Source organism: Streptomyces sp. Q2, from assembly GCF_056820935.1.
Window position 1 is genome coordinate 81,648 of the sequence record NZ_JBXEJE010000008.1, and the last position, 26,106, is coordinate 107,753.

The 26,106-nt window shown below is 73.0% G+C and carries 18 protein-coding genes and 2 pseudogenes; 8 read left to right on the top strand and 12 right to left on the bottom strand.

Annotation, left to right across the window (positions count from 1 at the left end; genetic code table 11):
- The first annotated feature begins 97 nt into the window (after positions 1 to 97).
- Positions 98 to 1,327 (top strand): glycosyltransferase, encoded by a 1,230-nt coding sequence (locus ACWBNA_RS10805; protein WP_482704184.1) that lies wholly within the window; start codon positions 98 to 100, stop codon positions 1,325 to 1,327.
- Positions 1,328 to 1,377: 50 nt separating this feature from the next.
- On the opposite strand, the gene ACWBNA_RS10810 is transcribed toward ACWBNA_RS10805, so the two are convergent.
- Positions 1,378 to 2,097, bottom strand: a complete 720-nt coding sequence (locus ACWBNA_RS10810; protein ID WP_482704060.1) for a TetR/AcrR family transcriptional regulator — start codon at positions 2,095 to 2,097, stop codon at positions 1,378 to 1,380.
- A gap of 172 nt (positions 2,098 to 2,269) precedes the next feature.
- Between ACWBNA_RS10810 and ACWBNA_RS10815 the strand changes: the two genes are divergently transcribed.
- Positions 2,270 to 3,532 (top strand): YncE family protein, encoded by a 1,263-nt coding sequence (locus tag ACWBNA_RS10815; RefSeq protein ID WP_482704061.1) that lies wholly within the window; start codon positions 2,270 to 2,272, stop codon positions 3,530 to 3,532.
- 136 nt (positions 3,533 to 3,668) lie between these two features.
- On the opposite strand, the gene ACWBNA_RS10820 is transcribed toward ACWBNA_RS10815, so the two are convergent.
- Both ACWBNA_RS10820 and ACWBNA_RS10825 read right to left on the bottom strand, forming a co-directional pair.
- Positions 3,669 to 5,534 carry an endoglycosylceramidase gene (locus tag ACWBNA_RS10820; RefSeq protein ID WP_482704062.1) on the bottom strand — a complete coding sequence of 622 codons (1,866 nt, stop codon included), beginning with the start codon at positions 5,532 to 5,534 and terminating at the stop codon, positions 3,669 to 3,671.
- Positions 5,535 to 5,621: 87 nt separating this feature from the next.
- Complete coding sequence (locus tag ACWBNA_RS10825) at positions 5,622 to 7,592, bottom strand: GTP-binding protein (protein ID WP_482704063.1); 1,971 nt, start codon at positions 7,590 to 7,592, stop codon at positions 5,622 to 5,624.
- Between the two features lie 248 nt (positions 7,593 to 7,840).
- Between ACWBNA_RS10825 and ACWBNA_RS10830 the strand changes: the two genes are divergently transcribed.
- Positions 7,841 to 8,944, top strand: a complete 1,104-nt coding sequence (locus tag ACWBNA_RS10830) for an XdhC family protein (protein ID WP_482704064.1) — start codon at positions 7,841 to 7,843, stop codon at positions 8,942 to 8,944.
- A 54-nt stretch (positions 8,945 to 8,998) separates the two neighbouring features.
- On the opposite strand, the gene ACWBNA_RS10835 is transcribed toward ACWBNA_RS10830, so the two are convergent.
- Complete coding sequence (locus ACWBNA_RS10835) at positions 8,999 to 9,913, bottom strand: aminoglycoside phosphotransferase family protein (RefSeq protein WP_482704065.1); 915 nt, start codon at positions 9,911 to 9,913, stop codon at positions 8,999 to 9,001.
- 100 nt (positions 9,914 to 10,013) lie between these two features.
- The gene (locus ACWBNA_RS10840) at positions 10,014 to 10,514 is read right to left on the bottom strand and encodes a metallophosphoesterase family protein (protein WP_482704066.1); all 501 of its coding nucleotides are present in this window, start codon (positions 10,512 to 10,514) and stop codon (positions 10,014 to 10,016) included.
- A 185-nt stretch (positions 10,515 to 10,699) separates the two neighbouring features.
- On the opposite strand from ACWBNA_RS10840, the gene ACWBNA_RS10845 reads away from it, so the two are divergent.
- Entirely contained in the window at positions 10,700 to 12,664 is a 1,965-nt protein-coding gene (locus tag ACWBNA_RS10845) for a glycosyltransferase family 2 protein (RefSeq protein WP_482704067.1), read from the top strand.
- Between the two features lie 334 nt (positions 12,665 to 12,998).
- Here ACWBNA_RS10845 and ACWBNA_RS10850 read toward each other — a convergent pair whose 3' ends face one another.
- The 6 genes from ACWBNA_RS10850 to ACWBNA_RS10875 form a co-directional block, all read right to left on the bottom strand.
- The gene (locus tag ACWBNA_RS10850) at positions 12,999 to 13,802 is read right to left on the bottom strand and encodes a class I SAM-dependent methyltransferase (protein ID WP_482704068.1); all 804 of its coding nucleotides are present in this window, start codon (positions 13,800 to 13,802) and stop codon (positions 12,999 to 13,001) included.
- Positions 13,789 to 14,070 carry a hypothetical protein gene (locus tag ACWBNA_RS10855; RefSeq protein WP_482704069.1) on the bottom strand — a complete coding sequence of 94 codons (282 nt, stop codon included), beginning with the start codon at positions 14,068 to 14,070 and terminating at the stop codon, positions 13,789 to 13,791. The genes ACWBNA_RS10850 and ACWBNA_RS10855 overlap by 14 nt, the downstream gene beginning before the upstream one ends.
- 515 nt (positions 14,071 to 14,585) lie before the next feature.
- Positions 14,586 to 14,990, bottom strand: coding sequence for a sugar phosphate nucleotidyltransferase (locus tag ACWBNA_RS10860; RefSeq protein WP_482704070.1), 405 nt, complete (start codon positions 14,988 to 14,990; stop codon positions 14,586 to 14,588).
- A gap of 72 nt (positions 14,991 to 15,062) precedes the next feature.
- Positions 15,063 to 15,242: a hypothetical protein gene (locus ACWBNA_RS10865; protein ID WP_482704071.1), complete on the bottom strand. Its 180-nt coding sequence runs from the start codon at positions 15,240 to 15,242 to the stop codon at positions 15,063 to 15,065.
- A 161-nt stretch (positions 15,243 to 15,403) separates the two neighbouring features.
- Positions 15,404 to 15,823: a CBS domain-containing protein gene (locus tag ACWBNA_RS10870; protein WP_482704072.1), complete on the bottom strand. Its 420-nt coding sequence runs from the start codon at positions 15,821 to 15,823 to the stop codon at positions 15,404 to 15,406.
- Positions 15,820 to 18,336, bottom strand: coding sequence for a SpoIIE family protein phosphatase (locus ACWBNA_RS10875; RefSeq protein WP_482704073.1), 2,517 nt, complete (start codon positions 18,334 to 18,336; stop codon positions 15,820 to 15,822). Before ACWBNA_RS10875 ends, ACWBNA_RS10870 begins: the two co-directional genes overlap by 4 nt.
- Positions 18,337 to 18,524: 188 nt before the next feature.
- Between ACWBNA_RS10875 and lanKC the strand changes: the two genes are divergently transcribed.
- The 4 genes and pseudogenes from lanKC to ACWBNA_RS10895 all read left to right on the top strand — a co-directional run bounded on the left by lanKC (position 18,525) and on the right by ACWBNA_RS10895 (position 25,362).
- A complete protein-coding gene (gene lanKC / locus ACWBNA_RS10880) occupies positions 18,525 to 21,134 on the top strand; it encodes a class III lanthionine synthetase LanKC (RefSeq protein WP_482704074.1) in 2,610 nt (869 codons plus the stop codon).
- Between the two features lie 56 nt (positions 21,135 to 21,190).
- Positions 21,191 to 21,307, top strand: a complete 117-nt coding sequence (locus ACWBNA_RS10885; protein ID WP_383862910.1) for a SapB/AmfS family lanthipeptide — start codon at positions 21,191 to 21,193, stop codon at positions 21,305 to 21,307.
- A 91-nt stretch (positions 21,308 to 21,398) separates the two neighbouring features.
- A pseudogene (locus ACWBNA_RS10890) lies at positions 21,399 to 23,108 on the top strand (ABC transporter ATP-binding protein); the annotation flags it as partial.
- Positions 23,109 to 23,484: 376 nt separating this feature from the next.
- Positions 23,485 to 25,362, top strand: a complete 1,878-nt coding sequence (locus tag ACWBNA_RS10895) for an ATP-binding cassette domain-containing protein (protein ID WP_482704075.1) — start codon at positions 23,485 to 23,487, stop codon at positions 25,360 to 25,362.
- Here the strand turns inward: ACWBNA_RS10895 and ACWBNA_RS10900 are convergent.
- Positions 25,285 to 25,728: pseudogene (locus ACWBNA_RS10900) on the bottom strand (LuxR C-terminal-related transcriptional regulator); the annotation flags it as partial. The gene ACWBNA_RS10895 and the pseudogene ACWBNA_RS10900 overlap by 78 nt on opposite strands.
- Positions 25,729 to 26,106 lie beyond the last annotated feature (378 nt).

A 26,106-nucleotide genomic window follows, 5' to 3' on the forward strand; every position in this document is an offset into this window, starting at 1 on the left:
AACGGATGTGACAGGCGTGAAATCGTCGTCGCCCACAGGTCGTTCACCCGGGGCGGCACGGTGCGCCGCCATACTGGCCGTCGTGCGCGTAGCCATCATGACTGCGGGATCCCGGGGCGACGTGGCCCCCTACACCGGCTTGGGGCACGGTCTGGCCCGTGCCGGACACGAGGTCACCCTGGTCACCCACGCCCGGTTCGAGCCGCTCGCGGCGCGGGCGGGTCTCCGGTTCCATCCGCTGCCGGTGGACCCGCGGGCGGAGCTGGAGTCCTCGCGCGGGCGGGGCCTGCACCGCAGCGCGTCCGGCGTGGGCAAGCTGGTCCGGGTGGTCGCGATGGCGCGGGCGCTGGCCGATCGGATGACCGACGACCTGGTGGCCGCGGCCCGTACGAGCGACGCGCTGCTGCTGGCCGCCTCCCTCGGCCCGCTGGGTCACACCATCGCCGAGGGACTGACCCTGCCGAGCATCGGCGTCCATCTCCAACCCCTCTCCCCCACCCGGGAGTTCGCGCCGCCGATGCTGGGCGTCGGCTCCTTGGGCTCCGTCGGCAACCGCGTCGCCGGGCTGGGCGTGAGCCTGGCCGTCGAGCAGGTCTTCGCCGCGGCCGTACCGCCCCTGCGGGCCCGGCTGGGGCTGCCCCGGGTCCGCATCACCGCGGGGCTGCGGGCCCGGGAGCGGCAGGGCCGGCCGGTGCTGCACGGCTTCAGCCCGCTGGTGGTCGCCCGGCCGCGCGACTGGCGGGCGGGACTTGACGTGGCGGGCTACTGGTGGCCGTACGACGGAACGGACCGGCTCCCGGCCCGGCTGGAGGAGTTCGTCGGCGCCGGACCGCCGCCGGTCTTCGTCGGGCTGGGCAGCGCGACCGTGCCCGATCCGTGGCGGATCGGCGCCGAGATCGTGCGCGCCCTGCGGGCGGCCGGGCTGCGCGGGGTAATCCAGCGGGGCTGGGCCGGGCTGGATGCCTCCGGCGACGACATGCTCACCATCGACGAAGTCCCGCACTCCCTGCTCTTCCCGCGGATGGCGGCCGTCGTCCACCACGCCGGCGCGGGCACCACCGCGGCGGGGCTGCGGGCGGGAGTTCCGGCCGTTCCGGTGCCCATCCAGTTCGACGAGGCGTTCTGGGCGGCACGGCTGGTCGGCCTGGGCGTGGCCCCACGCACCGTACCCCTACGCCGCCTGACCGCCGACACGCTGACCTCGGCACTCGTACAGGCCACCCGCGATCCCCGGTACGGGGAACGGGCGCAGGACCTGGGCGGCCGCATCCGGAGCGAGGACGGGGTCACGCCGGTGCTCGACGCGGTGAACCGGCTGGCCGACTAGGCGGATCGGGCCGACTGGGCGGACTAGGCGGACTAGGCGGACTAGGCGGACTAGGACAAGTATCCAGCCGGGCCCGCATGGCCCGCCTCGGGGCCGGCAGGCCGGACAAGCGGACCGCCCGGCGTCCATCCCGGCGGTCGCAGAATCCCCAGCAGCTGTCGGACCAGCTCGTCGACCACCTCGTCGAGCGTGGCCTCCACCCAGCCCGCGTTCCAGTCATGCAGCAGGCCGTTGACACTGCCGATGAACGCGGTCGCGGCGAGCCGGTAGTCACGGGGCGCCGCCTCCCCGCGCGCGGCGAACGCCTCCGCCTCGGCGCAGACGAGGTCGACCCAGCGGGCGCGGCGGGCCAGGCGCTGTTCCTCCAGGCGCGGGCTGACGCCGATGATCTCGACGAAGGTGATGCGGACGCGGCGCGGATCGGCGGTGACGTTCGCGGCGTACGCGCGGAAGATCGCGGCGGCGCGTTCGGCGATGGGCAGGTGCTGCGCGTCGGAGACCGCCGCGAGGACGGCCTCCTCGGCCCAGTCGTTGACCTGGAGGTGAAGGGCGGCGAGAACGTCCTCGAGGGTGCGGAACTCCTCGTAGAACTGGCGGGTGGAGAGCCCGGCGGCCTCGCTGAGCGCGGCGACGGTCGTGGCCCGGTAGCCGGGGATGCCGCCGAAGAGCTGGAGTGCGGCGTCCAGGAAGCGGCGGCGGCGCTCGGCCTGCCGTTCCTCGGCCGACTTGCCGCCGTAACGGCCGCTCGGCGCCCTGAGTCTGCCCGCCACCGTGCCTCCCCGCTGCCTCGCCCCGTCCTGGGACACCAAGTTTGTCGTGTACGCGGTCTTGTCGAGAAGGCCACCCCTTCCTTACTTTCGAGTAAGTCAACTCTGAATGCACCCGTGTTCAGATTCATTCGCCGCGCCCCGGCACCCGCCCACCCCAGAGGAGAGAGCGCTCATGCCTGCTTTCAGACCCAGGCACCTTTGCTCCATGGCCGCCGCCCTCGTCCTGACCGTCACCGCCCCCGCGACCGTCGCCGGCGCCGCTTCGGACTCCTCGGACTCCTCGGCCGCGGCCCTGCGCGAGGTGATGTTCGTGGGCAACAACTGGGAGGGCACCGCCGACGTCATCAAATCGTCCGGGGACTTCGCGAAGGTCGGCCGGATCAACGTGATTCCCGACAAGGACCAGCGGATGGCGGAGATCAACGCCGATCCGATCCGGTGGATCGCCTACATGACCATCCGCAACAGCGTCGGCGAGGGCCACGACCAGTTCGTCGACGACATGTACTCCACGCCGGACGGCACGTCGGTGGTGGTCTCGCGGCCGAGCTTCGCCGACGTCGTCTCCATCGATCTGGCCACCGGGGACATCAACTGGCGTTTCCCCGTGTCGGGTTACCGTTCGGACCACATGGCGGTCTCCCCCGACGGCAAGCGGGTCGCGGTGTCGGCCTCGACCGGGAACACCGTGCACGTGCTGGACATCGTCACCGGCAAGCAGCTCGGGTCGTTCGCCACGGGTGACAAGCCGCACGAGAACATCTTCAGCAACGACGGCAAGTACATCTGGAACATGGCCATCGGCGACGTGAACACGGCGACCGACGCGCCGTGGCTGGACTGGACGAAGGGCAACCGGCTCATCACCGTCGTCGACGCGACCACGTACAAGCAGGTCAAGGTCATCGACATGCGGCAGCGGCTGGACGCGATCGGCCTGAAGGACTACTCCGACGCGGTTCGGCCGGCCGTCTTCTCGCCCGACGAGTCCAAGCTGTACTTCCAGGTGTCGTTCTTCAACGGCTTCTTCGAGTACGACATCGCCACCGACAAGATCACCCGGACCAAGACCCTGCCGAAGAACCCCGCGACCAGCGACGACCGCACCACGTTCGTCAACGACTCGCGCCACCACGGCCTTTCGATGAAGCCGGACGGCTCCAAGCTGTGCGTGGCGGGCACGATGGACGACTACGCGACCGTCGTGGACCGCGCCACCCTCCAGGAGGGCCCGCTCGTGCCCGTCGCCAAGCCCTACTGGGCGACCGTCAGCGGTGACGGGAAGAGCTGTGTCGTCTCCGAGAGCGGCGCCGACCAGGTCACGGCCATCGACTTCGCCACCGGGCGCAAGACGGTGTCCGTCCCGGTGGGCGACCACCCGCAGCGCGTCCGCCTCGGCCACGTGACCGCGGGCTGGACGGGTGCCACCTCCTGAGCTCAACCCGTCAGCCGCTCAAGGGCTTTGACCAACCTGCCCGCCCCGTCCTCGGTCGCCATGTGCTGTGCGGCGACCGAGGACGGGGCGGGCATCGGCTTGTCGCTTCACGACCGGGCCGAGGAATCAGGCGCGGTCAGCCGACGCGCTGTGCCGCCCACGCCGACAGCTCCGAGCGGGCCGCGCTCAGCAGGGCCGACGAGGGTGCCGTCGTCCCGTTGGTCACCAGCGCGTAGTGCAGGACACCGTTGTCGGGTGCGGTGAGCAGGAGGCGGCGGCTGCCCGTGCCGCCCGGTTCCGCGGCCGCCGCGACCGGAGTCGTCCGGGTGTAGGCCGGCGGGGCGTAGGAGGTGCCCAGGTCGGAGACGACCGTGGTGGTGGAGGTGGGGAAGGACGCCGGCAGGTGCAGTTCGGTGGGCGCCGAGGTGCCGTCGGAGCGCCACAGCAGCAGCCCGTACTGTCCGGAGCCGACCAGTCGGGAGACGTTCGGGAGTGAGCTCGGTACCGGGTTCCAGGTCAGCGTGGTGGAGCCGTCGCGGGAGCGGTCCTCGTAGGTGAAGGCGACGGTCGTACCGGCGGTGGCGCTCGGGTAGAGGCGGTCGAGGAGCCGGGCGTCCTGGCGCAGTTCGGCCGTCCCGGAGTCGTTCAGGCGGACGGCCGACAGGTCCTCGTCGTTCCAGGCGTCGCCGGTGGTGAGCACCTTGTCGGGGTTGCCGTTCATCAGCTCGCGATGACGTCCGTTGTAGATGTCCCACTGCCACTGCGAGCCGGAGAGGACCAGCCCGGACGCCGATGGGTTCGACCACCAACTGGACCCGGGGAGGCGGGAGTCGAGCGCCTGGTACATCGCCTTGAGGACCGTCGGGGCCTTGTCGGAGACGCTGCCGGCCAAGGGGTGGCCGAACTCGCTGATGATTCCGGCGGTGTCCGTGGCCGCGGCCCGGTCACGGACGGCGCCGAAGTCGGTCGAGTACTGTCCGTCCCCGGCCTTGCCCGGCATGAAGATCCCGGAGATGGCCTTCTGGTCGTAGAAGTGGGTGTTGAACACGTAGTCCGGGCCGAGCGTGCCGGAGTCGAGGAGTCCGCCCTCCTGCTTCTGGAAGCTGATGTTGGCGTTCCAGAACAGGTTCGGCTCGACGAAGGCGGGCTTGTCCTGCCAGCCGGCCGTGTCCATGCGGGCGCGGAACTTCTCGTAGAACGGCCACAGCACGTCGCGCTCCCAGGCGCGGCTGGTCTGCCCGGAGTCGTACACGCCGGCGTGCGGCTCGTTGTACGGGTCGAAGCCGACGAGGCCCGCGAACTGGGCGGCGCTGACGTGCTGTTTGACGTACGTCATCGTCTTCTGGGCGGTGGTGAGGAACGCGTCCTGGAGCCCGTACGCGTTGTGCCAGAAGTCGTACGACGCCTGCTTCACGGCCTCGTTCTGGGTGATGTTCTGGCCCCAGAACAGGCAGATCCCGCAGTTCTCGTCCGGGTAGTTCCCGGCGTCCACGGCCCACTTGGGGGCGCCGTCGCCCGTGTACCAGCTGTCGGGGTCGAAGAGGTGGCGGGAGTACAGGTCCTGGTGGAAGTCGGGGTAGACGCGGATCCCGGCGTCCAGGAAGGCGCGCATCTGGTCGGTGGCGGCGGCCAGGTAGGCCGTGCTGACCTGGCCGCGCACGGGTTCGGCGTAGGCCCAGGAGAGCAGGAAGCGGACCGAGTTGCCGCCGCCGAGGGCGCGCAGCGCGGTCGCGGACTTCCTCGCGTCGGCGACGGAGGCGAAGGGCAGGCCGTTGTTCTCGGCCAGTTTGGTCTCTCCGGAGACGTTGTAGCCGCGCAGGACGATCTCGCGGCCGAGGCCGTCGGTGAAGCGGCCGTCCTGCACGGTGAGGGGGGTGTCGTCGAACCAGAGGGAGTCGGGCAGGGCTTCGGCGGTGGCGGGTCTGACACCCGTCGCCGTCAGGAATCCGGAGAGGACCACCAGAACAACGAGCAGACGCGCGCGTATATTCGGCATGTCCATTACAGTCCGGTGATTTCCTGACAACGTCAACACCATCTGACTGATGAGTAAGTTTCTACTTTGGCGACGGCGCCGACGACCGGGCCCTCACCCGCCCACCCGACGCGTCACGTTCAGCAGGTACTCCTTGCGGTTCAGCGGGTTGTTGTCCGTGCGCGGCCTGCGCGGCAACGTGCCGTGGGTGACGGGCGCGTAGTGGTCGAAGGCGCTCTCCAGTTCTCCCTCACCCCGGGTGAGCCCCGGAAGCCGCTGCTCCAGTTCGTGTACCCGGTCCGCCGGAACGACACCTTCCAGAACACAGGTCTCGCTCCGCGTCTCGGTGGTCTGCGGGACGGCCCGCAGGGCGGCCAGCACCGGGAGCAGCGCACCCAGGGTGTCCGCCGGCGCCTCGACGCGGAAGCGGTGCATCGGCTCGTGCACCCGCGTGCCCGCCCGCCTGAGTGCCTCCACGAGGACCAGCGGGGTCAGCCCGCGGAAGTCGGCCCCGGTGCTGGACATGCTCTTGTCGAAACCCTGGTGGGAGTGGCTCTGGCGGGGCCAGTAGCCGCGGTGGGTCATCGTGACCGTGCAGTCGGTGACCTGCCAGCCGTGCAGGCCCTGTTGGAGGGTGTCGCGCACGGTGTCCTCGACGGCCTTGAAGAAGGCGTACGGCATGGAGCCGAGCTCCACCTCGAGACGGAAGCCCACCCCCGTGCCCGGCGGCGCCGGGTCGACGCGCAGACCGACGGTCGCGAGGAAGGGGTTGGCGTCCTTCTTGATGAACTCGACCGCCGCCCCGGTGCCGGCCGGCCGCTCGACGCACAGGGGCGTGGTCTCCCGGAAGGTGACGTCGAGTCCGAACTCGTCGGCGAGCGTGGCCTGGATGACCTCCTTCTGCACCTCGCCGTACAGGGACACGGAGGTCTCCCGCCGTACCTCGTCGTGCCGCAGGCCGATCAGCGGGTCCTGTTCGGCGAGTCGGGTGAGCGCGAGGTGGAGGGCTCCGCCGTCGGTGCCCGGGCCGGGGACGACGACCGTCTCGAGGGTCGGCGGGGCGAAGAAGTGGCCGTGTGCCTTGCGGGGTTCGCCGAGGAAGTCCCCGATCCTGATGTCGGCAAGGCCCCAGAGCTTGGCGATGCGGCCCACGGGGACCGTGTCCCGGCGGACGTCGGTGCCCTCGTCGAAGACGCTGATCGCGGTGATCCTGCCGTCCTCGCGGGCGTCGCCGAAGGGGATCCGGTCACGGGTGCGCAGGGTTCCGGAGAAGATCCGCGCGTACGCCACCTTCTCCCCCGCCGGGCCTCGTTCGACCTTGAAGACGGTGCCGGAGAGCGGGCCGTCGGGGTCGCCGCCCGCCGCGGGCAGCAACTCCTTGATCCCGGCGATCAGTTCGCCGACGCCCGCGCCCGTGACGGCGGAGCCGAAGTACACCGGGTGGACCAGGGCATGCCGGGTCCCGTCGGCGAGGGCGGCGCGCAGCCGGGCGTCGCCGACGGTGCCCTCGACGTAGGCGGAGAGCAGGTCGTCGTCGTGGTCGGCGAGGACGTCGAGCGCGGCCGGGCCCAGGCCGGGGATGAAGTGGGCGCCGGGGGTGCCGAGTCCGGCGGCGGTGCCCATCGGCACCGCGGACGGCGTGAGCCGTTCGGAGATCGCCCGCAGCACGCCCTCGTACCCGGCGCCCCGCCGGTCGATCTTGTTGACGAAGACGAGTGTGGGGATGCGCAGGCGCTGCAGGGTCCGCATCAGGACGCGGGTCTGCGCCTGGACGCCCTCGACCGCCGAGACGACGAGCACGGCGCCGTCGAGGACGCCGAGCACCCGTTCCACCTCGGCGATGAAGTCGGGATGGCCGGGGGTGTCGATGAGGTTGACGATCACGTCGTCGACCGCGAAGGAGACGACGGCGGACTTGATGGTGATACCGCGCCGGCGCTCCAGCGCGAGGGTGTCGGTCTGCGTGTTGCCGTCGTCGACGCGGCCGATCTCGTCGATCACACCGACCGAGTGCAGCAACCGCTCGGTCAGGCTGGTCTTACCGGCGTCGACGTGCGCGAGGATGCCGAGGTTGAGCAAGTGCACGAAGCGTCATGTCCTTCGAAGAGGGGGTCATTCCTTCCGGGGCGGACATGAACGGTGCGCGCATGGGTGCTCCTGAGTCGTGCGGTGATGCGGTGACAAGGTCATCTGAAGTGCAACAGATCCAGGGCCGCCCGGGCAACGCAATTAACGCTCGGCCGGTGGCGACCAGGAGGTTCACGACCGGCGCCCGGCTCACCCGGGTGACAGGGTGGAAGGAGCCGACGTGGCTTGCGCGGAAGGAGCGGATCGTGCGTGACATTCTCCCGGTGCTGAGCGGCTGGTACGCGGCCGGGGCGCCGTTCGGCCTGGCCACGGTGGTGGCGGTCAGCCGCAGCGCGCCGCGCGATCCCGGTGCCGCCATGGCCGTGGGTCCGGCCGACGAGGTCGTGGGAAGCGTGTCCGGCGGCTGCGTCGAGGGGGCGGTCTTCGAGCTCGCGCAGGAGGTGGTGGCGAGCGGGCAGGCCCGTCTGGAGACCTTCGGGTACAGCGACGCGGACGCCTTCGCTGTCGGGCTCACCTGCGGCGGCGAGATCACCCTGCTGCTCCGGCCCGTCACCCCGGAGTCGGATCCCTCCTTCGGGGCGGTCGCCGAGTCGGTCGCCGCCGGCCGCCCGGTCACCGTGGCCACGGTCACCGACGGGCCGGCGCCACGCGGAGCCACCCTCGCGGTGTGGCCGGACCGGGTCACCGGCACGCTCGGTACACCGGGCCTGGACGTGGCGGTCGCGGCCGACGCGCGCGGCGAACTCGCTCTCGGCACCACCGGCCTGCGGCACTACGGCCCCCACGGCGAACGCCGCGAGGACGCGGTCACCGTCTTCCTGCACTCCTTCGCGCCCCCGCCGCGCATGCTGGTCTTCGGCGCGATCGACTACGCCGCCGCGGTCGCCCGCATCGGCGACTTCCTCGGCTACCGGGTCACGGTGTGCGACGCCCGCCCGGTCTTCGCCACCCCCCACCGCTTCCCGGAGAGCGCCGAGGTGGTCGTGGACTGGCCGCACCGCTACCTCCGGGGCACCGACACCGACGACCGCACGGTGATCTGCGTCCTCACCCACGACCCGAAGTTCGACGTGCCGCTGCTGGAGGAGGCACTGCGCCGGCCGGCCGCGTACATCGGGGCGATGGGCAGCCGCCGCACCCACGACGACCGGCTGCGGCGACTGACGGAGGCCGGCCTGACGGCGGGCGAGCTGTCCCGGCTGCGCTCCCCCGTGGGCCTCGACCTCGGGGCCCGCACTCCCGAGGAGGTCGCCGTGTCCGTCGCCGCGGAGATCGTCGCGCTGCGCTGGGGCGGCAGCGGGGCCCCACTGACGGCGACGGCGGGAGCGATCCATCCGACGCGGTCCTAGTCCCGGTCGTGCGCCGGCGCCTCCTGGCGGGCGCTCCTGCCGTCAGGAACCTCGTCAGGAACCGTGGCGGCGGTGGTCCTCGACGACCGCGTCAAGGTGACGCAGCGCCGCCGTCACCCGTGCGGGGTCCGCCCGGAAGAACGGGTCGTCCGGCACCGGCAGCGACCCGGCCACCGCCCAGCCGCGCCCGCGCGCCCAGGTCGCGTCGTCGAGGTCGACCGCCTCCCGGAAGGCGTCCCGTGCCCGGGCGGGCAGGAACTTCCAGGCGGGCTGCAGGTCCACCGCCGGGTCGGCCACGGCCAGCGTCCCGAAGTCGATGACGGCGCTGAGCCTGCCGTCCACGGTCAGCAGGTTCCCCGCGTCGAGGTCGCCGTGGATCCACACCGGCGGCCGGTCCCACGCCGGGGCGGCCAGGGCCGCCTCCCACACCTCCGTCACCGCATCCGTGTCGACCAGGCCCGCCTTCTTCAGGGCTTCGATCTTGACTCGTACGAGTGAATCCTCGGCCACGGAATCTCGTGGGTCGCCCATCGGCACCCCGCGGAACGCGTTGCTCTGCTCGGGACCCGGCCCGCCCGTGGCGTCGACCGACCGGAGGGCCTTGAGGAACCCCGCGAGGTCACGAGCCGTCCGGACGGGGTCGGCCAGTGCCTCTGTCGTCGCCGTGTCCCCCTCCAGCCAGCGGTACACCGACCACGGGTACGGATAGCCCTCGCCGGGTTCGCCCTTCGCGACGGGCTCGGAGACGGGCAGCGGCAGTCGCGGGGCGAGGTGCGGCAGCCAACGGTGTTCGCGCTCCACCTGGCCCACCCAGTGGGCGTAGCGCGGCAGCCGTACGGACAGGCCGGTGCCGAGCCGGAAGGTGGCGTTGTCCATGCCGGACCGCTCCACCGGGGTGACGGGCAGGTGCGCCCACCGCGGGAACTGGGAGGCGATCAGACGGCGTACGAGGTGGGTTTCGATCAGCACGTCGCCCAGTTGAACGGGGCGACAGCCCGGACGTCCAACGAATATGCGCGGGCGGCCACTCCGGAAGGCGGGCGTCGCACCACGGACGGGCGCCCCGTTCCTACCGTTGGGGAAGCCGGTGCAGCCGTACGTCGGCGAGGCGGCCGTCGGCCACCGTCGCGGTCATGTAGGTGCAGTGCGGCTGCCTGCGGCGATCGGTCGGCGAGCCGGGGTTGAGCAGGCGCAGGCCGGTGGGCGCGGTGGTGTCCCAGGGGATGTGGCTGTGCCCGAAGACCAGCACGTCGGTGTCGGGGAAGCGCGCGGCGCAGCGTGCCTCCCGGCCCTGCGCCGCGCCCGTCTCGTGGACGACGGCGAAACGCAGGCCACCGAGTTCGGCGTACGCCACCTCCGGGAGCCGGGCGCGCAGGTCCGGCCCGTCGTTGTTGCCGTACACGGCGACGAGCCTGGCACTGCGGGCCTCCAGCAGGTCGAGCGTGGCGGTGTCGACCCAGTCCCCGGCGTGGAACACGACGTCGGCGCGCGGCAGTTCGGCCAGCAGCGGCGCGGGGAGCTCCTTGGCGCGTCGCGGCAGATGGGTGTCGGACATCAACAGGAGGCGCACCGCGCCAGGTTACCCGCGCGAGGGCGACGGCCTCCGCAGGCCCGCCGCGCCCCCGTCGACGGGACACGCCACGTGTCCTCCCCCGGTGGGCCTGAGACGGACAAGGGGCTCGGTGGCGTTAGCATCTGCCAACGCGTACCAGCGACATCACCCACGGCAAGCGAACTGAGGGGGCCCGGAGCCCGATGCCGGTGAAGGTCAGCGTCATCGTTCCCGTCTACAACCCGGGGACCTACATCGAGGACTGCATCGCTTCGTTGCTGAGGCAGTCACTGCCTCCCGACGAATACGAAGTGATCTTCGTCGACGACGGTTCCACCGACGGCACGCCCGCCCGACTCGACGAGGTCGCCGCGGCGAACCCCCGGGTCGCGGTCGTCCACCAGGAGAACTCAGGTTGGTCGGGCAAGCCCCGCAACGTGGGTATCGCCGCAGCTGAGGGCGAATACGTCATGTTCGTCGACAACGACGACTACCTCGGCGACGAGGCCCTCGAGCGGATGTACGACTACGGGGTGGCCAACGGCGCCGACGTCGTCGTCGGCAAGATGGCCGGCAAGGGCCGGCCGGTTCCGGTGGAGCTGTTCCGCCGCAACCACCCGCGCGCGAGCGTCGCGAACGCTCCCCTGATCGACAGCCTCACCCCGCACAAGATGTTCCGCCGCAAGTTCCTCCACGACATCGGGCTGCGCTTCCCCGAGGGCCGGCGGCGGCTCGAGGACCACGTCTTCGTCACCGAGGCGTATTTGCGCGCGGAGAACGTCTCCGTGCTCAGCGACTACGTCTGCTACTACCACGTCAGGCGGGACGACGCGTCCAACGCCGGCTTCCAGCGCTTCGATCCGGGCGGATACTTCAAGAACCTCCGCGAGGCCCTCGACGTCGTCGAGCAGTACACCGAGCCGGGACCGCTGCGTGATCGGCTGCTGCGGCGCTGGCTGCGCAACGAGATGGTCGAGCGCATGCGCGGCCGGCGGCTGCTCAAGCTGCCCGCGGACTACCGCAAGGAGTTGTTCGACGAGATCCACGGGGTCGTCGTCGAGCGCTTCGGACCCGGTGTCGCGGCGGGACTCCAGCCGACGCAGCAGATCGTCGCCGCGCTGATCGCCGCCGACCGTTACGACGACGTGGTGGCGTTCGCCCAGTGGGAGGCCTCCGTCGCCCTCAAGGCGGAGCCCGCGGGCGTGCGGTGGGAGGACGGGACGCTGCGCGTCGACTTCGCCGTCGAGTACACGGTCGGCGGCGAACCGATGACGTTCCCGGCCGACCCGGACGGTACCGCGCCGTCCGGTCCGCCGCGGGACGTCGCCGAGGCGGTCGCCCGGGTGGCCGCCGACAGCGTCACCCGGTTCGGGACGGCCACGGCGGACCTGCTGCTGCGCGAACGCGCCACCTCCGCACAGTACTTCCAGCCGGGCGAGGTCACCCGGGAGATCATCCCGGTGGAGGAGGGCGGGCAGGTCCGGCTGGTGCTGCGCGTCACGGCCGTCGTCGACCCCGCCGCCGCGGCCGACGGCGCTCCCCTGCACCCCGGGCTGTGGGACTTCTTCGTCCGGGTCAAACTGGGCGGCTGGACCAAGGACTGCCGCCTGGGTCCGGTCCGTCCGGCCCCCCGCCGGGACCGGACGGCAGCGTCCGGCGGTGTGGTGGCCGGCCGGGTCGTGCTGCCGTACTGGACCGATCCGCACGCCCATCTCGCCCTGGCCGTCGACAGCGCGGACAAGCGGCTGGGCCTCGGCAGTGTGGCCGCCGGGGACGTCACCGTCATCGACGGCCGGCTGCGCGCGCCCGTGCCGCTGTACGTCCCCGGCCACGCCGATGTGCTGCTGCGGCTCACCGGCCCGGCCTCCCGCGACATCCCCGGCACGCTGTCACCGTCTCCGGACGGCTGCGGCGCGCTGCTGGAGGCCGCACTGCCGGTCGCCGACCTCAAGGGCAGGACCTGGCGGATCACGCTGTGCCCGGCCCCGGTTGTCGGCCGGCCGCGTTTCCTCGCGCTGCCCCTGGCGCTGCGTGTCGGGGCGGGCGGAGTACAGGTGGTGGGCCCGCCCGGGCCTGGTGCCCTGGAGCGGCTGGCGCGCAGCGCGCGGCCCGTGCTCGGACGGATCCGGAGGAAGGCCGCCGCCCGGGTCAGGGCCTGGCGGGCGTGAGACGTGCGCTCGCCGGACTGAGGGCGCCCGGGTTCTGACCCCGGGGTTTCCCGCGGGAGCGGGGCACCTCGCCCGGCACCGTCGCTCGTGCAGGCGGAGCGGGGGGGGGGGGCCCNCGGATCCGGAGGAAGGCCGCCGCCCGGGTCAGGGCCTGGCGGGCGTGAGACGTGCGCTCGCCGGACTGAGGGCGCCCGGGTTCTGACCCCGGGGTTTCCCGCGGGAGCGGGGCACCTCGCCCGGCACCGTCGCTCGTGCAGGCGGAGCGGGTCCGGGACCACCACAGTGGTCCCGGACCCGCTCCGTTTTCTCTACGAGGTTCTGCGCGGCCCGGGGATCAGCGAGTGCCGGTGGCCTTCTCCAGGGCCGTGCGCAGCGGCTCCCAGCCGCGGGAACGGCCGACGCCGAGGTTGCGGGCCTTGGCCAGCGGACCCCAGAAGGGGGCTTCCACCAGAGCCTTCGGCGGTACCGCCCGAACCCGTTCCAGGATCGCCTCGGGCACCTTCTGCGGGTCCGGCACGTCGAACTCGGCCATGATCTCGTCGTACTTGTCGTCCAGGACCCTGTTGTCCGGGTCGGCGCCGAACACGACGAGCTGACCGGTGGGCTGGGTGTCGACGAAGACGGTGACCAGGTCGGGGCGGTAACGGCCGAGGATCTCGGCGACCTTGTAGACGTCGCCGGTCCAGGCACCGGTGTGCCGGTCGCGGGCGGCCTCGTCGATGTTGCGGGGCAGCATGTCGTCGAGAACGATCACGCTCGACCAGTCGGAGTGCTTCTCCACGTTCATGAAGTCGCGCAGTGCGAACTCGAACAGGTGCATGCCGTCGATGAACGACAGGTCGAGGGTGGTGCGCCGCCAGTAGCCGATCGGGCTGCGGCCCCGGCGCAGGTTGCGCATCGGGTGACGGCCGCCCTTGAGGTGACCGAGCGGGTTGTCCCGGGCGAAGAAGTCGTCGCTGGTGGCCTTCACCAGGTGGACGTCGCACCGGATCTCGGTGACCACCTTGAACGCGGGGTCGATCGCGATGCTGGGGACGCGGGAGAGGGCAAGACTGCGTCCGTCGTTGACCCCGATCTCGAGGTAGTTGCGGTTGGCGCTGACCTTGTGCAGCTCCCGCAGGAACTCATGGCGTTTCACGCAGGGGACTCCTTGCGGATCCGTGGACTTGATTCAGGGTGGGGCGGGGTGCGGGCCGGGGAATGGCCTCGCCGCCGACGGGGCGCACCCGGTCGGGGCCGGCGCCGAGGAGGCGGAACGCCTCACGGGCCGGGTCGTACCAGGTGGCCTCGCCGGAGCTGGGGGCGGGCGGGGATCCGCTCGCGGCGCGGGGGGATGCGAAGGCGGTGGTCGTACGGGTGGGGTTGCGGCCGGGGGCACCGGCCGCCTCGGTGACCGGCTGCCTCATGAGAGGCCCTGCGCGTGTCGCTTCAAGGGCTCCCACCAGGCCTGGTGGTCGCGGTGCCGGGCGAGGGTCTGCGCGAGGCCGGAGGCGAGGTCGCGGCGGGGGCGGTAGCCGAGTGGGGTGCGGGCCTTGGGCCAGTCGACCGGGCGGCGCGGGTCGTGGCCCCTGCGGTCGGTGACGTGGCCGACGTGGTGTCAGTCGGCGCGGCAGGCCCCCGGCCGCAAGCCGGTCGGCACTCTGCCGCTCGGTTCGGTGCCGCCGCCGAGGATGTGTACCTCGCCCGCGCGGCCCTTGGCGCGCACGAGGCCGACGGCCCGGCAGTGGTCCTCGACGCGAGTGATCGAGGTGCGACTGCCCGAACTCCGACCCGGGATGGTCGAGTTCGAGGTGGTAGAGGGTGCCGGCGTGGGTGAGCCCGCCGAGCACGGTGGTCCGGGGCGCGCCGGACGCTTCGTCTGCAAACAGCATGCGGGCATGGGTCGAACCGATGAACCCGGCGACGCCGGTGACGAGGAGGTTCATGCGTGGATCTGCACCTTGCTGTGGTCTCCGAGGACGAGGCGGCGGGCGCTGGGCGCGCCGGGTGCCGGGGTCACCTCGACGTGGCGGCCGACGAGTGAGGACTCGACCCTGGCCACCGAGCGCATCGAGGGGTCCCGCGGCACTATGGAGAACTCGTAGGAGACGGTCACGTGCCCGCGCTCGTCGAGGGCGAACTCCGGGCCGTCGCCGATCACTTCCCGGATCTCGGCGGCGGTGCCGCCGACGGTCACTGCGACGTCGGTGACGCCGACCTCGGCGATCGATTCCAGGCCGGGAGACAACACAGCTTTGTTGGCAACGGGCACCAGCTGTTTGGCCGACGTGTGCGTGTTCGGCCTCAACCGTGTACCGGCGTCGCCGGACAACACGAGAGCCTTCATCTGCGTCACCATAGCCCGGCGGAACGGACCGTGGCGAGCGCATGGCCCCGCGTTACGGCCTGCGCACGGCGGTCAGTCCTCGCCCCTGAAGATGTTCCCCTCGCCGTACGGCTGCACGGTGCGCTGCGTGGTCTCGTCCGCCACGGCGGGCAGGCAGGTCCGCAGGGCGCGTCCGGCGCGCAGGCGGCGGGCCCTCGACCAGCCCGTCTCGGGCCTGCGGGCAACGGGTTTCTCACTGGTCTGCGCGGTCACAGCGCTTCATCTTCCTTCTACGTCCGGTCCTGCTCTCGGCCCGCTCCCGGGCCCGGCGCTCCGTCTTCCAAGCTGTGCCTCCGAGTCCCCTGACACGGCGCGGCGAAACCGGCACCCCCTTCCCGGGCGCCGGTTTCGCACTTTCGTACGGACTGTCATCCTCAGGTGTTGGGCCGGGCCGCGCTGATGTCGCCCAGGGCCGATCCGGGGTCGCGTTCCATCGCCAGGTCGGCGAGGGCGACGATGCCGACGGGGCGGCCGCCCTCGACCACCGGGAGCCGGCGCACGGCGTGCTCGCGCATGAGCTCGACGGCGCGGTCCACGTCGTCCTCGGGGGTCAGGGTGACCAGGTCACCGCTGCAGGCGTCGACGACGGTGGTCTGCTCGGGGTCGCCGCCCTCGGCGAGCGAGCGCACCACGAGGTCGCGGTCGGTGACCAGGCCGCGCAGCTCGTCCCCGTCCGTGACGATGACGGCTCCGAGGTCCTGGTCGCGCATGATCCGGGCCACCGCCGTCACGGACGTCTGCGGTTCCACGGTGACCGGCGCGCTGGTCATGATGTCGCTGACGTGCTGGGTCATCGCATGCCTCTCTGCTCGGGGTTGTGCGCCCCGGGTACCCCGGTGGGTGGGACGTCGTACCCCTCCAGGGAGATCTCGCTCCAGACCTGCTTGCCGCCGCTGACCGGCACGGTCCCCCAGGTGGCCGACATGGCCTCGACGAGGAGGATGCCGCGGCCGCCGGTGGCCTCCCAGCCGATGCTGGTGGGCTTGACGGGGCTGCGCGGGGAGGAGTCGGAGACGGAGACGCGCAGCCGGTGGTTGACGAGGGTGAGGTCGAGGCGGACCCGGCCGTCGGTGTGGACCAGGGCGTTGGTGACGAGTTCGGAGACGACGAGCAGGACGGCGTCCATGGCGTCCGCCGGGATGCCCCAGGCGCGCAGGGTGCGGCGGGTGTAGCGGCGGGCCTGCCCGACGGCCTGGGGGACACGCCACACCGTCCAGGTCTCGCGCCGCGGGCGGGAGGCCATGCCGTCGTAGCGCAGCAGGAGCAGGGCGACGTCGTCACTGCGGCGGGCGTTGCCGAGCAGGGCGTCGGCGACGAGGCCGAGGTGGGCGGGGTCGGAGACGGCCAGCCCGTGGGCGAAGCGGTCCATGCCCTCGTCGATGTCGGCGTCGTGGGTCTCGACCAGACCGTCCGTGGTCAGGGCCAGGATCGTGCCGGGCTGCAGCCTGATCGGGCTCATCGGGAAGTCGGCCTGCCGCACCACCCCGAGCGGTGGGCCGCCGTCCGCCTCGGGGATCTCGGTGCTGCCGTCCGGGTGACGCAGCACCGGCGGGAGGTGTCCGGCGCGCACGTACCAGGCGGAGCCCTCCTCCAGGTCGACGTCGACGTAGGCGCAGGTGGCGAAGAGGTCGGTCTCCAGGTCCATCAGGAGGCGGTTGGCGTGCGAGACGACCACGTCCGGGGGGTGGCCCTCGACGGCGTAGGCGCGCAGGGCGGTGCGCATCTGGCCCATGAGGGTGGCGGCGGCCGCGCTGTGGCCCTGGACGTCGCCGATGACGAGGGCGACGTGGTTGTCGGGCAGGGGGATCACGTCGTACCAGTCGCCGCCGAGTTCGAGGCCCGCCGTGCTCGGCAGGTAGCGGGCGACGGCCACCGCGCCGGGCAGTTTGGGCAGGCGGCGCGGCAGCAGCTGGCGCTGGAGCATGCCGACGAGTTCGTGCTCGGCGTCGAAGGCGTGGGCGCGCATCAGGGCCTGCCCGGCGAGGCCCGCGGAGGCGGTGAGCAGGGCGCGTTCGTCGGTGCCGAAGTCGTGTGGGCTGTCCCAGCCGATGAGACAGGCGCCCGCCATCCGGCCCGCTCCGGGCAGCGGCAGTACGGCGAGGCCGCCAGGGCCGACCTCGGCGAGGGCGGGCTCCAGGGCGGTGCCGGCGGGCCAGATCTGCGCGCGGCCCTCGCGCAGGGCGGCGGCGAGGGTGGGCATGGCGCGCACGGGCGCGTCGGGCCATTCGGAACGCCATTCCAGGCGCCACAGCTCGGGCCAGGCCTCGGGTTCGGGCGGGTCGAGGACGGTGACGACGAGCCGGTCGCCCTCCAGTTCGGCCAGGGCGATCCGGTCGGCCCGCAGCGGGCCGCGCAGCGCGGCGACGACGGCGTGACTGACGTCGCGGACCGTGCCCGCCATGGCGAGGGCGGCGGCCAGGCGCTGGACGCGGCCCACGTCGGTGACGGCGGAGCGCAGTTTGGAGGCGTCGCCGACGGTGCCCACGAGCCGGACCGGGCGGCCGTCGCCGCCGGGCAGGAGGCGGCCGCGCAGCCTGAGCCACTTGGGCGGTCCGGTGGGCTGCAGGACGCGGAACTCCAGCTCCCGGTCGCCGATGGACATGTGGTCGGCCTCCACCACGGACATCAGCGAGGGGAGGTCCTCCGGCACGGTGAGGCCGAGCAGCGTCTCGACCTTGCCGTCGAACGCGTCGGGGCCGATCCCGAACAGTTCCAGGATCTCGTCGCCGACCTCGACGCGGCCGGTGTCCATGGCGAGGCTGAAGGCGCCGGCGGCCAGTTCACCGCCCTCGGTCCGCTCGGCCGGGGCCGGGCGGACGACGGCGCCGGCGATCAGGTCGAGGCACATGCGGCCGTCGGTGTCGAAACCGGCCGCGTCCTCGCTGACGGCGAGCAGGCAGGTTCCGCCGTCGTCACCGTGCGCGGGCAGGGCCGCCAGATGGAACTCCCGGGAGAGCGCGCGCCGGGACTCGGGGCAGGCGGCGAGTTCCGCGGGGCCGAGCACCACCGGCCTGCCGTCGCGGACTGCGGTGGCCACCGGGGAGCCCCCGGAGCGGGCGTAGGTGTCGCGCAGCCCGTACAGCGTCCTTGGCACACCGGCGGACTCGATCAGGCACAGCAGATCGCCGTCCTCGCCGGGGATGTACACGGCGGCGAAGGTCGCGCCCGCGAAAACGAGCGTCAGTTCGAGGAGGTGATGCAGCCGTTGCGGTGAGCCCGGTTCGTCCGTGAGAGAGGCCAGGGCAGCTTCGGCACGCAGCGTTCTCGTTCCGCGTCCCGCCGCGCCCTGACTGACCACGTCCGCCATTACAACGCTTATGAGGCACCTGCGCAGCCCCTGTGACCGTTCCGTGGAGCCACCGGGCGGTCCGCGCTCGAAAGTCCCCGAACAGGTCTTTACGCATGCGTTCCGCACGGCGATCTCGTGACAGGCGTGACTGTCCGTGGCCACGGACCTGCTGGAAGGCTCAGTTCCGGCTCCACGGAGGGGGACGCATGGACAAGCGCTACGAGGTGTACGCACTCGCCGACAGACACTTCTACGAGACGCCGGACCGGTTGTCCGCGGAGGGCCAGGAGTCGGCGCCGCTGTACGAGACGGCGCGGCGCGCGGTGCCCGAGGGCTGGGACGCGGCACGGATCGGCGACTGGCTGACGCTGACACCGCTCGGCCCGGACGGTTCCCCGGTGGCGGGTCCGGCGCAGGGTTGGAAGATCCACGCCTCGGCCGTCCGGGCGAACGCGGAGAAGATCGCCGCGATCGTGTGGGACTACTGCGTGCCCCGCCGCATCCCGTTCAAGTTCGTGCCGGGCCCGCATCTGCTGCACCTGCGCAACACCAAGTACGCGGGCCGCGACACCAGCGGCAAGTTCGTCACCGTCTACCCGGCCGACGAGGAGCAGCTGCACGAGGTGCTGCGCGACCTGGGCCGGCTTTTGGAGGGCTTCGAGGGGCCGTACATCCTCACCGACCTGCGCTGGTACGACGGTCCGCTGTACGTCCGCTACGGCGCCTTCGCGCGCACCTTCGTCGTCGACGACCGCGGTTCGCTCGTGCCGGCGGTGCGCGACGGCGAGGGCCGGCTGGTGCCGGACCGGCGGGCACCGTCCTTCCAGGTGCCGGACTGGGTCACGCTCCCGGCCTTCCTGGAGCCGCATCTGGCGGCGCGGAACACCACCACGGTGGGCGAACTGCCGTACCGGATCGAGAAGGCGCTGCACTTCTCCAACGGCGGCGGGGTGTACGCGGGCACCGACACCCGGGACGGCAGCAAGGTCGTCCTCAAGGAGGGGCGGCCGCACGCGGGGCTGGCCTCCGACGGAGCCGACGCGATCGCCCGCCTGGAGCGGGAGAAGTACGCCCTGGAGCAGGTGTCGGGGACCGGTGTGGTGCCGGAGGTGCGGGACTGGTTCACGCTCGGCGACCACCGTTTCCTGGTCATGGACTTCCTGGAGGGGCGGCCGCTCAACTCGTTCTTCGCCGAGCGGCACCCGCTGCTGACGCCGGACCCGGATCCGGAGGCGGTGGCCGCCTACTCGGCGTGGGCGGTGCGCATCCACGGTGCGGTGGAGCGGGCGGTGGAGGCGGTCCACGCGCGCGGGATCGTCTTCAACGACCTGCACGTCTTCAACATCATGGTCGGCCCGGACGAGGAGTCGGTGTCCCTGCTCGACTTCGAGGCCGCCGCCCCCGTCTCCGAACAGGGCCGGCAGGTGGTCGCGCACCCGGGTTTCTTCGCCCCGCCGGACCGTACGGGCATCGACGTGGACCGCTATGCGCTGGCCTGCCTGCGCCTGGCCCTCTTCCTGCCCGTCACCACGCTGTTCGTCGTGGACCGCGGCAAGGCGGCCCACCTGGCCGAGGTCGTCGCCCGCCAGTTCCCGGACGTACCGAAGGAGTTCCTGGAGGAGGCGGTCGCGGAGATCACCCGGGACGTGGCCGCGCGTCCCTCGTCACCACCGGTCTCCTTCGTGGACCCCGGCGACTGGCCCTACAGCCGCGACTCCATGGTCAAGGCGCTCCTCGCCTCGGCCACCCCCGAGCGCGACGACCGGCTCTTCCCCGGCGACATCACGCAGTTCTCCGACGGCGGCGGCCTCGGCCTCGCGCACGGTGCGGCCGGCGTGCTCTACGCGCTGGACGCGGTCGGCGGCGAGCGGTACGACGAGGGCGAGCGCTGGCTCCTCGACCACACCGCGCCACCGCCGGTCGGCACCTCGCTCGGCCTCTACGACGGTCTCGCGGGCGTCGCCCACGTCCTGGACCGGCTCGGCCACCGGCGGCGCGCCCTCGATCTGGTCGACCGGATCCTGAAGGAGCGCTGGCAGAACCTCTCCTCCGACCTGCACGGCGGGCTGGCCGGACTCGGCCTGGCCCTGCGCGACCTGGCCGACACGACCGGCGAGAAGGAGCTCGCCGAGCGGGCCGCCGAGGCCGCTCGGATTCTCCTGCGGCGACTTGCCGAGCCGCCTCCCGCGACGCCTCGGCGCAGGGCCGGGCTCCTGCGGGGCTGGACCGGGCCCGCGCTGTTCCTGCTGCGGCAGTACGAGCACACCGGCGATCCGGAGCTGCTGGCGGCGGCCGGCGCGGCACTGCGCCGGGACCTGGAGTGCTGTGTGACCCGTGAGGGCGGCTCGCTGGAGGTCGACGAGGGCTGGCGGACCCTGCCGTACCTCGGCGAGGGCAGCGCGGGACTCGGGATGGTCCTCGACGACTACCTCGCCCACGCCGCCGCCGGCGACACCGGCGAGTGGGAGCGGGCCCGCGCCGGCGTGCTGACCGCCGCCACCTCCCGCTTCTACGCGCAGCCCGGCCTCTTCCAGGGCCGCGCCGGGATGATCCTGCACCTCGCCCGCACCAGCACGCCCGGTGCCGGCGACGAACGGCTCGGCGAGCAGATCGCCGGGCTCGGCTGGTTCGCGATGTCCTACCAGGGCCAACTGGCCTTCCCCGGCCATCAGATGATGCGGCTGTCGATGGACCTTGGCACCGGAACGGCAGGGTGCCTGCTCGCGCTCGGCGCGGCCCTCGACGCCCGGCCGACCGCACACCTGCCGTTCCTGCCGCCGCTCGGGCGGCCCACAGAACGCGGCTCCGCAACCTGACGGAGTCGTGACCCAACCCCGTCCCCACGGTGGACGACCTAGAGGAAGGACACGAGATGGCACTTCTCGACCTGCAGACGATGGAGTCCGACGAGCACACCGGCGGCGGCGGCAACAGCACGCTGAGCCTGCTGTCGTGCGTCAGCGCGGCCAGCATCACGCTCTGTCTCTGACGAGCACCGTGCCACCGCGGCCCCGGGCGATGCGCTCCCTCGCGGGAGGGCCGCCCGGGGCCCTGTGCGCCAGCCCCGGATGTGAGGCCGCATGACCACCTGTGCCGAAAAGGGCCTGACGGCGCCGGCCGCCCGGCACAGCATCACCCACTGCGTGGCCCTGTGCCTGGTGAGCACGGCCGCGACCGGCGCCGGTCTGCTGCTGCCGGCCGCGCTGGGCCGGGCCCTGGACCTGCTGGCGGCCGGCACCCCGGCGACCCGCTGGGTGCTGTACTGCGCCGGGCTGGTCCTGCTGCTCGCCCTGCTCGACGCGGGCCAGACCGTGCTGAGCGGCACGGTCGACGCCCGCACCACGGCCTGGCTGCGCCGGCGCCTGACCGGGCACGTGCTGGACGTGGGGCCACGGGCCGCCGCCCGCTTCGGGCCGGGAGACCTCGTGGCGCGCCTCGTCGGCAACGCCGCCCAGGCCGGTACGGCACCGGGCGCCCGCGCCGCGCTGGTCGCCGCGCTCGCCGGGCCGGTCGGCGCCGTCGTCGCGCTGGCTCTGATCGACCCGTGGCTCGCGGTGGTGTTCCTCGCCGGAGCGCCGGTGCTGGCCTTGCTCCTGCGGACCCTGTCCCGGGACACCTCGCAGTGCGTGACGCGGTACCAGGAGGTGCAGGGGCGGATCGCGTCCGCGCTGGCGGAGGCCGTCGGCGGCCACCGCACCATCGCGGCGGCCGGTACGGCGGACCGGGAGACCGCGCGGATCCTGCGGCCGCTGCCCGAACTCGCCCGGGCCGGCCACCGCATGTGGCAGGTGCAGGGCCGTGCGGCCGGCCAGGCCGTCGCCGTCGCACCGCTGCTCCAGCTCGCGGTCGTGGCCGTGGCCGGGGTCCTGCTCACCCGGCACCGGTTGTCGGTGGGCGACATGCTCGCCGCCTGGCGGTACGCGGTCCTCGCGGCGGGTGTCGGCGTGCTGGTCGGACAGCTCGCGGGCCTCGCCCGGGCCCGGGCGGCCGCCGGACGCCTCGGCGAGGTCCTCACCGAGCCCGTCCCCGCCTACGGCCCGCGCCGGCTGCCTCCCGGCCCAGGCCGGCTGGACCTGCGCGGGGTGACCGCCCGGCGCGGCGGGCGGGCCGTGCTCGACGGCATCGACCTCGTCGTACCCGGCGGGACGACGCTCGCGGTGGTCGGCCGGTCCGGAGCGGGCAAGTCGCTGCTCGCCGCGGTCGCCGGGCGGCTCGCCGACCCGGACGCCGGGGAGGTGCTCCTCGACGGAGTGCCGTTGCGCGAACTGACCCACGACGAGCTGCGCCGCGCCGTCGCCCACGCCTTCGAACGCCCCGCCCTGCTGACCGGCACGGTCGAGGACGCGATCGGCCTCGGCCTGCCGTCCCCCTCCCCCGCCCGCATCAGGGCTGCCGCCCGGACGGCCCGCGCGGACGACTTCGTCCGCCGGCTGCCCCACGGCTACGACACCCCGTGCGCCGACGCCCCCCGCTCCGGCGGCGAGTCCCAACGCCTGGGCCTGGCACGGGCATTCGCCCACGGCGGCCGGCTGCTGATCCTCGACGACGCCCTCTCCAGCCTCGACACGGTGACGGAGGCACACATCACCGACGCACTGGTGAGCGGCGCTTCGGGCAGCACCCGGCTACTGATCGCCCACCGAGCGGCCACAGCGGCCCGCGCGGACGCGGTGGCGTGGCTGGACGGGGGCCGGGTCCGGGCGGTGGGATCCCACGAGGAGCTGTGGCGCGACGCGCGATACCGGGCGGCGCTCGGGGAGCCCGGTACGTCTGGTGGGGCCGGTGGGCCCACCGGGCCGCGCGAGACCGGGGAAGGATCCGCGGGATCCGGCAAGTCCCGTAAGCCCAATGGCCCCAGAGGACTCGGTGGACCGAGTAAGCCCGGTGGCGGATCCGGTGGATCCGACCCGCCTGGTAATCCCGACGGCCCCGAAGGACCCGGTGAGCCCGGAGGTGGGTCCGGTGCACCCGGTGGTCCCCAAGGACCGGGTCGGCCCAGTAGCCCGAGAGGACCCGGTGCGCCCGGTGCACCCGGTGAGCCCGGAGGTGGATCCCGTGGATCCGGCAAGTCCGGTGGCCCCGGCGGATTCGGCGGATTCGCTGAGCCCGGTGGTGGACCCGGTGGACCCGTTGGACCCGAAGTGTCCACCGGGGAGGAGGGCGGTCGTGACCGAGGGGGTCGGTGACGTGGAGGGGGGGATCGGTCGGCTCGGGGTCCGTTTTCTGCGGGAGCGGTGGCGGGTGCTGGTGCGGCTCGGCGGCTGGTCGGTGTTGGAGACCGGGCAGACCTTCCTCACCGGGTACGCGCCCGCCCGCGCCCTGGACGAGGGGTTTCTGGCCGGGCGCCCCGAAGCCGGGCTCGGGTGGCTCGGGGTGGCCGGGCTGGGGGTGGTCGTCGGCGCGTACGGCACCGCCCGCGTGTACGCCGCCGTGGCGGCGCTGGTGGAACCGCTCAGGGACCGGCTCGTCGCCAGGGTCGTCGCACGCGGGGTGCGGGAGGCGGACGGCGGGGCGCTGTCCGGGCTCACCCAGCAGGTGGAGATCGCCCGGGACACGTTCGCCGGACTGGTGATGGTGTCGCGCTCGTTCCTGTTCACCGCCGTCGGCGCCCTGGTCGGCCTGTTCTCGCTGGACCCGCTGCTCCTGCTCGTCGTGGGTCCCCCGCTGCTCGCCGGCGTGGCACTGTTCGCGGCGACGCTGCGCCCGCTGGCCCGCCGGCAGGAGGAGTTCCTCGTCGCCGACGAGGCCCTGGCCGACGACCTGGGCGCCGTCTGCCCGGGACTGCGGGACATCACCGCCGCCGGCGCGGAGGAACGGGTCGCCGCCGACACCGGGCGCCGGATCGACGCGGAGTTCCAGACCGCCCGCACCCTCGCCCGCTGGAGCGTCGTGCGGGGGGCCTCCCTCGCCGTCGGCGGCCAGCTCCCGATCGTGCTGCTGCTCGCCGCCGCGCCCTGGCTCCTCGCCCACGGCGTCACCACGGGCGCCCTGGTCGGAGCCCTCGCCTACGTCACCCAGTCCCTGCTCCCCGCCCTGCGCAACCTGGTCCACGGCCTGGGCACGAGCGGCTCACGACTGGTCGTGGTGCTGCGCCGCCTGGTCCGCGAGCCGGCCGGCTCCCCGGCCGTCGCGCCGCTCACGCGGCCCGGCCCGGAACCGACCGCCGACGCTCCCGCTCTCTCCCTCACCGCCGTCACCTTCGCCTACGGCCCCACCGCCGCCCCCGTCATCGACCACCTCGACCTCACCGTCCCGGCCGGCACCCACCTCGCCGTCGTGGGTCCCAGCGGCATCGGCAAGTCCACGCTCACCGCGCTGGTCGCGGGGATGCTCCAGCCGGGGAGCGGCACGATCAGGGTGGGCGGGACGCCCGTGACAAGCGCCGCCGCCCGGCGCGTGGTCATCCCGCAGGAGGCGTACGTCTTCACCGGCACGCTCGCCGAGAACCTCGGGCATCTTCGGCCCGACCCGGTGCCCGAGCCGGAGTTGCTCGCCGCGGCGGAGGCGGTCGGGCTCACCCCGCTGCTCGAAGCGCTGGGCGGGCCCGCCACCCGGGTGGATCCGGCGGCGCTCTCCGCGGGCGAGCGGCAGCTGATCGCGCTGACGCGGGCGTATCTGTCCCATGCCCCGCTCGCCCTGCTCGACGAGGCGACCTGTCACCTGGACCCGGCGGCGGAGGAACGCGCCGAGCGGGCTTTCGCGGCCCGGCCGGGTGGCACGCTGGTCGTCGTCGCCCACCGGATCAGCTCGGCGCGGCGGGCCGACCGGGTGCTGGTCATGGACGGCAGGCGAACGGCGTACGGCACGCACGAGGAGCTGGTGCGGGGCTTCGCGCCCTACCGCGAACTCGTCGGCGGCTGGACGCCCGTACCCTCCGGGCGGTCAGAGCCAGCCCTCGCCCTGCGAGATGCGGATCGCGTCGACGCGGTTGCGGGCCCCGGTCTTGCGGGTGATGGCCGCCATGTAGTTGCGCACGGTCCCGTGGGACAGGTGCAGGCTCCCGGCGATCTCGGCGACGGAGGCCCCCTCGGCGGCCAGGGATAACACGCTGAGCTCTCTGCGGGTCAGCGGCATCTGCGCGGCCTTGAGGAAACCGAAGCCGAGTGAGTCGTCGACGAAACGTTCCCCCTCGGCGACGCGGCGGATTGCGCGCACCAGGTTCTGCGGCGGGCCCTCCTTGGCGACGTAGCCGAGCGCCCCCGCCTCGACGGCACGTTTCAGCAGGCCGGGCCTGTTCGCGCCGGCTAACACCAGCAGCCGGGGCCGCGCCGGGTCCGGGCCGCGCGCGCACAGTTCGCCGAGCGGCGGGATGCCGTAGGCGTCCGCGCACTCCAGGTCGGCCGCGCAGACGTCCGGCCGTACGGATCCCACGCGTCCGGGCGCCCCGCGCCAGGAGGTGTCGTCCACCATCAGGTCGGGTTCCCGGCGGAGCCACTCCGCCAGGACCGATCGGACCAGACACTCGTCGTGGACCAGAAGCACCCGGATCACTGCCACCCCTTGTCAGCTCGCCGTACGCCGATTCCGTCTGTTGACGCGTGCCCCATTGTTCGCGCCCGTGACCGTTCGCGGGCGCGGAGAACCGGCCATCGGGATGCGCGGGGGCGCACGCGCGGCGCCTTTACGCCGCCGCGCGCTTCGACTGTGGGGGCATGACCCGGGGCGCACGGGGTACCCGGTCGACTTCACCGTGACGCGGGCATTCGTGTGCCCGCACGCGAGCCGGCGTCGGCGCCGTCCGGGCGCTCGCCGTGCGCGGTGGGCCGTCACGAGAGAGATTTGACCCCA

Excerpts from the sequence above, each read along its gene's own strand:
- ACWBNA_RS10805 (WP_482704184.1), top strand. The coding sequence starts at position 98 with ATGACTGCGGGATCCCGGGGCGACGTGGCCCCCTACACCGGCTTGGGG.
- ACWBNA_RS10885 (WP_383862910.1), top strand. The coding sequence starts at position 21,191 with ATGGCACTTCTCGACCTGCAGACGATGGAGTCCGACGAGCACACCGGC.
- ACWBNA_RS10875 (WP_482704073.1), bottom strand. The coding sequence starts at position 18,336 with ATGGCGGACGTGGTCAGTCAGGGCGCGGCGGGACGCGGAACGAGAACG.
- ACWBNA_RS10815 (WP_482704061.1), top strand. The coding sequence starts at position 2,270 with ATGCCTGCTTTCAGACCCAGGCACCTTTGCTCCATGGCCGCCGCCCTC.
- ACWBNA_RS10845 (WP_482704067.1), top strand. The coding sequence starts at position 10,700 with ATGCCGGTGAAGGTCAGCGTCATCGTTCCCGTCTACAACCCGGGGACC.
- lanKC (WP_482704074.1), top strand. The coding sequence starts at position 18,525 with ATGGACAAGCGCTACGAGGTGTACGCACTCGCCGACAGACACTTCTAC.
- ACWBNA_RS10855 (WP_482704069.1), bottom strand. The coding sequence starts at position 14,070 with ATGAGGCAGCCGGTCACCGAGGCGGCCGGTGCCCCCGGCCGCAACCCC.
- ACWBNA_RS10860 (WP_482704070.1), bottom strand. The coding sequence starts at position 14,990 with ATGAAGGCTCTCGTGTTGTCCGGCGACGCCGGTACACGGTTGAGGCCG.
- ACWBNA_RS10820 (WP_482704062.1), bottom strand. The coding sequence starts at position 5,534 with ATGGACATGCCGAATATACGCGCGCGTCTGCTCGTTGTTCTGGTGGTC.
- ACWBNA_RS10870 (WP_482704072.1), bottom strand. The coding sequence starts at position 15,823 with ATGACCCAGCACGTCAGCGACATCATGACCAGCGCGCCGGTCACCGTG.